Source organism: Listeria rocourtiae subsp. hofi, assembly GCF_963575615.1.
Taxonomy (GTDB): Bacteria; Bacillota; Bacilli; order Lactobacillales; family Listeriaceae; genus Listeria_A; species Listeria_A hofi.
Window position 1 is genome coordinate 1 of record NZ_CAUYTL010000059.1, and the last position, 9,450, is coordinate 9,450.

General features: G+C 39.8%; 9 protein-coding genes. 7 read left to right on the forward strand and 2 right to left on the reverse strand.

The genetic code is table 11. From position 1 onward, the window contains the following. Positions 1-361: 361 nt before the first annotated feature. The 4 genes from R8925_RS15260 to R8925_RS15275 all read left to right on the forward strand — a co-directional run bounded on the left by R8925_RS15260 (position 362) and on the right by R8925_RS15275 (position 3,154). Complete coding sequence (locus tag R8925_RS15260) at positions 362-1,000, forward strand: thiamine diphosphokinase (protein WP_430536648.1); 639 nt, start codon at positions 362-364, stop codon at positions 998-1,000. A 12-nt stretch (positions 1,001-1,012) separates the two neighbouring features. Then, positions 1,013-1,372 (forward strand): DUF1418 family protein, encoded by a 360-nt coding sequence (locus R8925_RS15265; RefSeq protein ID WP_430536649.1) that lies wholly within the window; start codon positions 1,013-1,015, stop codon positions 1,370-1,372. After that, positions 1,369-1,875 (forward strand): hypothetical protein, encoded by a 507-nt coding sequence (locus R8925_RS15270; protein WP_430536650.1) that lies wholly within the window; start codon positions 1,369-1,371, stop codon positions 1,873-1,875. The genes R8925_RS15265 and R8925_RS15270 overlap by 4 nt, the downstream gene beginning before the upstream one ends. Before the next feature lie 193 nt (positions 1,876-2,068). Beyond that, positions 2,069-3,154, forward strand: coding sequence for a GntR family transcriptional regulator (locus R8925_RS15275; RefSeq protein ID WP_430536651.1), 1,086 nt, complete (start codon positions 2,069-2,071; stop codon positions 3,152-3,154). 138 nt (positions 3,155-3,292) lie between these two features. On the opposite strand, the gene R8925_RS15280 is transcribed toward R8925_RS15275, so the two are convergent. After that, complete coding sequence (locus tag R8925_RS15280; RefSeq protein ID WP_430536652.1) at positions 3,293-4,684, reverse strand: sugar porter family MFS transporter; 1,392 nt, start codon at positions 4,682-4,684, stop codon at positions 3,293-3,295. A 207-nt stretch (positions 4,685-4,891) separates the two neighbouring features. On the opposite strand from R8925_RS15280, the gene R8925_RS15285 reads away from it, so the two are divergent. The 3 genes from R8925_RS15285 to araA are packed head-to-tail and all read left to right on the forward strand — an operon-like array spanning position 4,892 to position 8,656. Continuing rightward, positions 4,892-6,499: a xylulokinase gene (locus R8925_RS15285; protein ID WP_430536653.1), complete on the forward strand. Its 1,608-nt coding sequence runs from the start codon at positions 4,892-4,894 to the stop codon at positions 6,497-6,499. A gap of 16 nt (positions 6,500-6,515) precedes the next feature. Then, positions 6,516-7,229, forward strand: a complete 714-nt coding sequence (locus tag R8925_RS15290) for an L-ribulose-5-phosphate 4-epimerase (RefSeq protein WP_430536654.1) — start codon at positions 6,516-6,518, stop codon at positions 7,227-7,229. 2 nt (positions 7,230-7,231) lie between these two features. Further along, entirely contained in the window at positions 7,232-8,656 is a 1,425-nt protein-coding gene (gene araA, locus R8925_RS15295) for an L-arabinose isomerase (protein WP_430536655.1), read from the forward strand. A gap of 114 nt (positions 8,657-8,770) precedes the next feature. On the opposite strand, the gene rpmB is transcribed toward araA, so the two are convergent. Then, complete coding sequence (gene rpmB / locus R8925_RS15300) at positions 8,771-8,959, reverse strand: 50S ribosomal protein L28 (protein ID WP_036069695.1); 189 nt, start codon at positions 8,957-8,959, stop codon at positions 8,771-8,773. Positions 8,960-9,450: the final 491 nt, after the last annotated feature.

Sequence of the window (9,450 nt, forward strand, 5' to 3'; positions counted from 1 at the left end):
ATTTGGTGGGAACCACTTCATAAGAACCGCTTGTGGATTACATGCTCACGTTGTTCGCATGCATATTGAGGTTCTAATTTGGTGGGAACCAACTTCATAAGAACCGCTTGTGGATTACATGCTCACGTTGTTCGCATGCATATTGAGGTTCTAATTTGGTGGGAACCACTTCATAAGAACCACTTGTGGATTACATGCTCACGTTGTTCGCATGCATATTGAGGTTCTAATTTGGTGGGAACCACTTCATAAGAACCACTTGTGGATTACATGCTCACGTTGTTCGCATGCATATTGAGGTTCTAATTCAGTGGTATCCACTTCATAAGAACCTCAACAAAGGGAGGGTGAAACTATCTTAATGAATATCCTACATATCATGGTCGGAGGTCCGGAATCGGAACTTCCTGATCTATCTGTATATGATGCGTCTGTTCCATGGATTGGTGTGGATCGTGGTGCCATTGGTCTTACGGAAAGAGGAATTATACCAATTATCGCAATGGGGGACTTTGATTCTCTTTCAAAAACCGAATTGGAGCACTTAAAAACTATTACTGAAGTTACGGAATTTCCTGCTGAAAAAGATGAAACAGATACCGCAATTGGTCTGAAATGGGCACTGAATCAGAAGCCCGATCTCATCCGTATTTTTGGTGCAACGGGTGGTCGACTAGATCATTTGCTGGCCAACATCATGATGCTTATGCAACCGGAATTCTTGGATGTAATCTCGAAAATCGAACTCATTGATCGCTATAATTATATTAAAATGTACACACCTGGTGAATATTCTGTTTCCAAAATCCAAGATAAAAAATATGCTGCCTTCATCACAATGGCAAATGTCACGAAGCTTACATTAAAAGGATTTAAATATCCGTTAATCGAAGCAAATTATCCGTTTGGAGCCGCGCTTTCTAGCAATGAATTTTTAGCAGAACGGGGTACGTTTTCCTTTCAAACGGGCTTAATTTTATTTATTCAAAGTAACGACTAGAGGAGTATTGCAATGAAAGATAATACAGTTTTAATCGCAAAAAGATCAAAAATAGCCCTGATTATCACGATTATAGGACTTGTTTTAAGTGTTCTTGTACAAATTTCGACATTTATCAATCTCGGAAAAAGTGATGCTAATCCACTGTATAATGCCTTGATGAGCATGACTTATATTGGCCTATTTTTCATGGTTATCGCGGCAGTTGGACTGGTATTTCTCATCAAGAAAAGCTATTATAAAGCTGGACTGACGCTTACTATAACTGGAATTGCCTGCGCTATATTTGTCAATCCGTTCCCTGGAATTGCGATTCTTATCGGAGGAGTTATCACGTCTAATGTCGATAAACTAGAAAAGGGCGAACGATGATGAGAAAAATTTTTCAATCCTTACTATCAATGAGTCTAATTTTCGCGCTTACCGCTTGTTCTACTGCCCCGAATGGATTAAATGATAATAAGAGTGCGAGTCCTGATAAAACAGCGGATGAACTGGCGACGCAGACAATTAAAGCAGTTTTTGACAACAATCAGGTGGGTGTTCAAAAAAATACAGCTGGAAATGAGCCGCTTGACTTGCCATCGTATAAAAGCAACTATCAAGAAATAATGGGATCTAAAGACTACTTATATGGAGCCTATTACCAACGAGACAAAATTTATTATTTGTTTACCTTTCTTGATAACGAAGAATTAGAGAAATTAGAGTTGACTTTGCAAAAAGTGAATGATGCTTGGCAGGTGGTGGCCTTAACTCCATGGGATACGAAAGGAACGAAGTTGACCGAAAAGGAAATCTACAACAAGATAGGAAAAGGAAGAGGCGAGGACGTTCGGATTTTTGAACGCGGTGCTAATTTTATGAGAATGTAGAAGATGGAATCTGGCAAACGTATATCTTGTCAGGTTCTGATTTTTTTATCTAGAAGCTTTTAGAAGCCTTAACTAGGAAATATTTGATATAGTATTTATTAGTGAAAAGTAAATTTGTTTTTCTTACATAGCTCACTTTAGCTAGTTAATGAATCCGTACACTTTCTTGATGCGGGGAAAAAGGAGTAAGTATATGAATCAATCGAAATATCAAATAATTGCTGAGGATATACGTACAAAAATTTTATCTGGGGACTATCCTCAAGATACTACGATTCCACCTGAATTGAAACTGCAAGAGGACTATGGGGTAAGTCGTCACACCGTTCGTCAAGCAATTGCTGTGCTGGTTAATGAAGGGTTATTGCGAAAAGAAAAAGGATCAGGAACTTATGTAGATAATCAATATAAAAAGGAGAATATCCAGCGAAGTAAGCATAAAACAATCGGCGTCATTACCACATACTTATCTGACTATATCTTCCCTTCAATCATTCGTGGTATTGAAACTTCGCTCCGCAGTAAAAATTATTCATTGTTGTTGGCGAGTACAAACAATGATTACGTAGCGGAAAAAGATTGTTTGCAAAAGATGATTGATCAAGGTGTGGATGGTTTAATTGTTGAGCCAACGAAAAGTGCGTTATATAATCCTAATTTAGCCTTATACGTTAGTTTACGCGAACGGGGAATCCCAATTGTTATGATTAATGCAAGATACGAAGAATTAAATATCCCTTACATTTGTGTTGATGATGTTTTAGTAGGTTACTTAGCTACGGAATATCTGATTAAAAAGCAACATAAACAGCTTCTTTTTGTTGCGAAAACTGATGATTTACAAGGAAAGTATCGATTGAAAGGGTTTATTGAAGCTTGCGAGAAGTATGAAATCCGATTCTCAGAAGGTGATGTCATTACTTATACGACAGAAACTCGTGAGCAAGTTATCAATCAAATTTTAGAAAGACTTGCTCAAAAAGATGTGACTGGGATTATTTGCTACAACGATCAAATTGCTAACCTACTTGCGACGGAGTTAATAGAAAAAGGGCATAAAATTCCAGATGATTTTTCGATTGTTGGAAATGATGATTCATCACTTAGCAGAGTTGGTAGCGTTAAATTAACGACTTTGAGTCACCCTAAGGAAGAAATGGGAAAAGACGCGGCTAATTGGATTGTTCGATCAATTGAGACGGGCACTCGAGAGGAGAATATTCGTTACATTCCTGCGCTAATTGAGAGAGAGTCAGTTAAAAGAATAGAAATAAAGTAAAGCGGGGGGCATCCCACATGAGCAGAAGCTGACCATGTGGGATGCCCCAGTTTTTTTGTTTGCGTATACTTTAAGTGACAAATCCGATTAACAACGGATAGAGAAAGGGAGGAAGCTAATGGCCTTGCCCTCTTGATTCTATATACGGACTTCCTCTGTACTTTGTTTCCCGTCTTGTTCGATTTCTTCAAGCGTACGACCGCGTGTCTCTGGAACACAGAAACGGATGAATAATACACCTAGGAAACATATAATTCCAAAAATAGCGAATACGGCTTCTTGAGACATGTAGACAGTCATGATAGGGAATAGCAACCCAACTAGAAACGAACCAATCCAGTTGAACGAGGATGCTAGCCCAGATGCTCGGCCGCGAATGGCTAATGGGAAAATTTCACCAACGATTACCCAAGTTAATGGTGCCCAAGTGCAAGAATAGAAGGCTACATAGATAGAAAGAAAAATGAGCATTGTCATTGGGCTCGCATCAGATTTTACAAACGTATTTAAGATTGCTGGTAAGATGAAGGAAAGCCCCATCACAGCTCCACCAACAGTTAACAAAGTACGGCGATTAAACTTATCGGCAATGATTAAGAAGAATAAGGCACCGAGAACAAGGATGACACCTTGGATGATAGGCCACATGAGCGCTTCACTAGCAGCATGACCAGTTGCTTTTTCAACAATTAACGGAATGTAATAAAAAATGGCGTTGGCTCCTTGGAATTGCTGAAAAGCAGCTACCCCAATTCCAGCGATTACAAGTGCTCGGTAGCGGCCAGATAGAAGCGTGCCCCAAGTAGTTGAATTTGCTATTTGTTCTTCTTGTTTAGCTGTTTGAATAATTTGATCAAGTTCTTGGCCAACTTCTCCTGGTTTTCTAATATAGCTAAGAACTTTACGTGCTTCATCTAGTTTATTCGTTTTTACAAGAAATCGTGGTGATTCGGGAAGCATTAAAACACCAAAGAAAAGAATAATTGCTGGAACCGCTGCCATTCCAAGCATCAAGCGCCAAGCCCACTCCTCGGGAAGCCCCTTTAGCAGGAAATCAATAATGTAGGAAAGGAGCATACCGGAAACTATCATTACTTGGTTGATACCGGATAATCGTCCGCGAAGCTTAGCCGGTGACATTTCAGACATATAAGAAGGAACTAAAGCTGACGCAGCTCCCACGGCTAGTCCGAGTAATACTCTGGATCCGATTAGGAAATATTGTCCGTTGTGCGGAGATATTCCACATAGGATAGATCCAACGACAAAAATAATAGCAGCAATCAAAATCATCTTGCGCCGCCCTAATCTATCGGAGAGTATTCCTGCTACTGCGCCGCCAAATATGGCACCTAGCATGACGGCTGATGTAATCCATCCGATTAGTCCAGCATGTCCGTTTAGATTCCAATCTTCTTGAAGAAATGGCAGTGCACCAGTCATTACTCCAATATCGTAACCGAACAATATGCCACCAAAGGCTCCGAAAAAGTAGATAAATGATGCCGAGATTTTCTTTTCATTTTTCATCTTGCTTTCAACCCCTTCATTTCATAAAATTTAAAAAATACGATTCTGCTTTATGTAAGCATTTTCATTCTACAATATTTGTTCGTACATATCAAGCTTTTTTTATATAAAATTTATAATTCTAGTTGACATGTACGTACAAAAAAGGTAAATTTGAAATGGAAGCGTTACTAAAAATTTAATTCTATCTTGAAGGAGGTTTTTAAAATGAATACAGAAGAGCTAAAGGCCCAAGAGATGTTGGACATTATTGATGGTCGTACATCCTTAGGAATCGAGTTTGGATCAACACGAATCAAGGCTGTTCTGATAGATTCTACATTTAGTGCGATAGCTACTGGAAGTTATGAATGGGAGAATCGATTAGAAAATGGCATTTGGACGTATTCGCTTGAAGATGTTTGGAAGGGTTTACGAATGAGTTATCGTAAGCTGGCAACTGAGGTTTTTGAGAAGTATGGTGAGACGCTTTCTTCGGTGGGGGCCATTGGGTTTAGTGCGATGATGCATGGTTATATGGCTTTTGATAAGGATGAACAATTATTAGTTCCATTTCGAACGTGGCGTAATTCTATGACACAAGAAGCAGAACGGGTATTAACAGAACGTTTTAACTTTAATATTCCACAGCGTTGGAGCATTGCTCATTTATATCAAGCAATTTTAAACAAAGAGGAACATAGGAGCCGAATCGAATATGTAACGACACTCGCTGGTTACATTCACTGGCAATTAACTGCTGAAAAAGTAATCGGGATAGGGGACGCATCTGGAATGTTTCCCATTGATACAGAAACGAAAACGTATGATCAAGAAATGGTCGCTATTTTTGAACAATTAGCCGAAGAAGAAGGTTGTACTTTAAAAGTAAATTCGATCTTCCCAAAAGTATTGCTTGCTGGAGAGGATGCTGGCAAATTAACACAAGAAGGAGCCTATTTGCTTGATCCAACAGGTCATTTGAAGTCGGGTATTCCAATTTGCCCGCCTGAGGGAGATGCAGGAACTGGTATGGTTGCAACGAATAGCGTAGCAAAACGAACGGGGAATGTATCTGTTGGAACGTCAGCATTTGCGATGATTGTTCTGGAAAGGGAATTGCAAGCGGTTTATCCAGAGGTTGATTTAGTAACCACGCCGTCGGGAGAGGTTGTTGGTATGGTGCATACGAATAACTGCTCATCCGATATAAATGCGTGGATGCAACTATTCCAAGAAGTAACGGAGACTTTGGGGTTTGAAATTAGTAGAGATAGATTGTTTTCAATCTTGCTGAGAGAGGCGTTAAATGGTGATCCTGATTGTGGAGGTTTGCTGACTTATGGTTACTATTCTGGTGAAAATATTACAGGAATGAATGAAGGGCGCCCGTTATTTGTGCGTTCGCCAGACAGTCGATTTAATCTGGCTAACTTTATGCGTGTTCACCTTGCTAGTGCATTTGGTGCGATGCGTATGGGGTTTGACATCTTAGAACGGGAGAATATTCAAATTGATACATTAGTTGGACACGGCGGAATTTTTAAAACACCTGAGGTTGGGCAACGTATACTTGCGACGGCTATGAGAGCACCTATCACTGTTTTAAATACGGCAAGTGAGGGTGGCGCGTGGGGAATTGCATTACTTGCTTCGTACATGAAATTTGGTAACGGGGAATCTCTAGCGGAATTTTTGAGGCAAAAGGTCTTTAAAGAAAAGCAAGGTGTGACGCTTAAGGCAACTGAGAATGAGTTAAATGGCTATGATGCGTTTATGGAGCGATATAGGAACGGATTAGCAATTGAGGAACAGGCGCTTGAAAAATTAACTTAGTGGGGAGGAATTTTCGATGTTAGATCATTTGAAAGAGGAAGTTTTTCAAGCTAATTTAGAACTACCAGAACGTGGCCTTATTAAATATACATGGGGAAACGTGAGTGCTTTTGACAGAGAATCTGGATATTTTGTCATTAAACCAAGCGGGATTAGTTACAAGGAAATGAAAGCTTCGGATATGGTTGTTGTTGATTTAGAAAATCGGGTTGTAGAAGGCGAGTTAAATCCGTCATCGGACACGCCGACACATGCAGTATTGTATAAAAAATTCCCAGAAATTGGTGGTATCGTACATACACATTCGACATGGGCAACAATTTGGGCACAGGCTGGGCTTGATGTACCGGTGATGGGGACGACACATGCAGATACATTTTTTGGAGCGGTTCCATGTGTCCGAGTTTTAACAGAAGAAGAGGTTGATATTGGATATGAGCACGAAACAGGAAATGTGATTGTAGATACTTTTCTCGACCGAGGTATCAGTCCGATAGACGTTCCAGGAGTGCTACTTCAAGGACATGGACCTTTTACTTGGGGGAAGGATGCGGCTGATGCGGTCATGAATGCAGTAATACTTGATGAAGTTTGCAAGATGAATTATTTTACAAGGCAGCTGAATAGTTATGCAGAGGAACTACCAAGACGAATATTAGATAAACATTATTTAAGAAAACATGGCAAAAATGCCTATTATGGACAAGGAAATAAAAAGGAGCTGGAGTGAAAATGTTAAAAGTAACGAAAAAAGAGTTTTGGTTTGTCGTAGGATCACAACATTTGTACGGAGAAGAGGCTTTAAGAAGTGTCAAAAAGGATGCAGAAGAGATGGTGGAGACGCTGAATAAAAGTAAAAATCTACCTTATCCACTCGTTTTAAAGGAGCTTGCCATAACGGCAGATACTATCACAGAAATTATGAAAGAAGCGAACTATCGTGATGAAGTTGCTGGTATCATAACATGGATGCACACATTCTCACCAGCTAAAATGTGGATTCGTGGCACAAAATTATTACAAAAACCACTTTTGCATCTAGCTACACAGTTCAATGAGAGTATACCGTGGAAAACGATTGATATGGATTTTATGAACTTGAATCAATCTGCACACGGTGATCGCGAATATGGTTTTATTAATGCTCGGCTAGGCAAACAGAATAAAATAGTTGTAGGTCATTGGAAAAGAGAACATGTAGTGAACGAAATCGCTGACTGGATGGATGTAGCGGTGGCTAACGGGGAAAGTTTTAATATTAAAATTGCACGCTTTGGGGATAACATGAGGAATGTTGGTGTAACAGAAGGTGATAAGGTAGAAGCGCAAATCCAGTTTGGTTGGGTTGTTGACTATTTTGGAATTGGTGATTTAGTTTCAGTGATCGATGCTGTAACTGATGAGGAAATAGACGCTTTGTTTGATGAATATATGCGATTATATGATTTTGAGTATGGTAGTTATGATCAAAAAGTGTGGGAGGCGCATGTGAAAGTACAAGCTCGTCAAGAAATTGGAATGCGTCGTTTTCTTGAGCAGGGGAATTATAATGGCTTTACTACCAATTTTGAAGACCTTTATGGAATGCAACAATTGCCAGGGCTTTCTGTACAGCGATTGATGGCAGAGGGATACGGCTTTGCTGGCGAGGGGGACTGGAAAACGGCAGCAATTGATCGTTTGATGAAAGTAATGGCTCATAATGAAAATACTGGATTTATGGAAGACTACACGTATGAGTTGGCAGCTGGGAAGGAAGCTATTTTGCAATCACACATGATGGAAGTAGATCCTACCCTTGCAGTTAATAAGCCTAAAATTATTGTTTCGCCGCTTTCCATGGGTAATCGTGAAGATCCCGCAAGGCTTGTATTTGATGGGAAAGCTGGCAATGGGGTGGTCGTTTCGATGGCAGATTTCGGTACGCATTACAAACTTTTGGTTAACGAAGTATCGCTATTTGAGCCGAAAGAACCAGCACCTAATTTGCCAGTTGCGCGTGTTTTATGGGAGGTGAAGCCAGGTTTCCATGAAGGCGTTCACTCTTGGATTCAAGCTGGCGGCGGTCATCATACAGTGGTTTCACTTAACATAACAACAGACCAAATACTAACTTGGGCAAGATTAGTAGGACTTGAGACGACAGTGATTAAATAATATTTTAGAATACACAAAGAACAGGATTCCCGTCGTTACTTGATAGGAGTCCTGTTTGCTTTTTTAGACAAAGAAAAAATGCAGCAATCCGAAGACTCTGCACTCATTTTCTTATTAAACACGTTCAACTTTACCCGATTTAAGCGCACGAGCTGAAACCCAAACTTTTTTAGGTTTGCCGTTTACTAAGATACGAACTTTTTGTAAGTTTGCTTTCCAAGTACGTTTGCTTGCGTTCATTGCGTGAGAACGTTTGTTACCAGAACGAGTTTTACGACCTGTGACTACACATACTTTTGCCATCGTTAATTCCCTCCTTACAGAGCTACTTCAAAAAAGCTACTAATTACTATCTATCGCATAAAAATAGCTTTTTGTTTTTCATACACTACAATAATTTATCATAAACTATTCCCAATTGCAACCTCTAAAGCGAAAAACCTGCAAAGAATTTTTACTTGACAGATAGAAAAGCGGAAACAGCCCGTTAGATCCGAAAAAATTTGTTAGGGGGCGCAGTAAAAACCCGCTCTTGGTTTTTGCGGAGGCCACGAAAATTTCGAGGATCTGGCTGTTGGAGCTAGACAGAGTGTGAAGTAGGCACCAAACGAACGCAGAATATGATTTAAGACTTACTAGGAGTAGTATCTTGCTAGTTCATAGAACTTTGAAGAGCGAGGAGTTAGGGATCAAGTGAGTAAGGCAAGGAACGAATACTTTGCATAGCGTATACTGGTTTAATGGTTATGCTAATTTAGCGTCTAAGAGCCACTGGTGGATTACATGCTCACTGC

Bases quoted from the DNA above. Each gene is read 5' to 3' on its own strand.
- R8925_RS15260 (WP_430536648.1), top strand. From the start codon at position 362: ATGAATATCCTACATATCATGGTCGGAGGTCCGGAATCGGAACTTCCT.
- R8925_RS15265 (WP_430536649.1), top strand. From the start codon at position 1,013: ATGAAAGATAATACAGTTTTAATCGCAAAAAGATCAAAAATAGCCCTG.
- R8925_RS15270 (WP_430536650.1), top strand. From the start codon at position 1,369: ATGATGAGAAAAATTTTTCAATCCTTACTATCAATGAGTCTAATTTTC.
- R8925_RS15275 (WP_430536651.1), top strand. From the start codon at position 2,069: ATGAATCAATCGAAATATCAAATAATTGCTGAGGATATACGTACAAAA.
- R8925_RS15280 (WP_430536652.1), bottom strand. From the start codon at position 4,684: ATGAAAAATGAAAAGAAAATCTCGGCATCATTTATCTACTTTTTCGGA.
- R8925_RS15285 (WP_430536653.1), top strand. From the start codon at position 4,892: ATGAATACAGAAGAGCTAAAGGCCCAAGAGATGTTGGACATTATTGAT.
- R8925_RS15290 (WP_430536654.1), top strand. From the start codon at position 6,516: ATGTTAGATCATTTGAAAGAGGAAGTTTTTCAAGCTAATTTAGAACTA.
- araA (WP_430536655.1), top strand. From the start codon at position 7,232: ATGTTAAAAGTAACGAAAAAAGAGTTTTGGTTTGTCGTAGGATCACAA.
- rpmB (WP_036069695.1), bottom strand. From the start codon at position 8,959: ATGGCAAAAGTATGTGTAGTCACAGGTCGTAAAACTCGTTCTGGTAAC.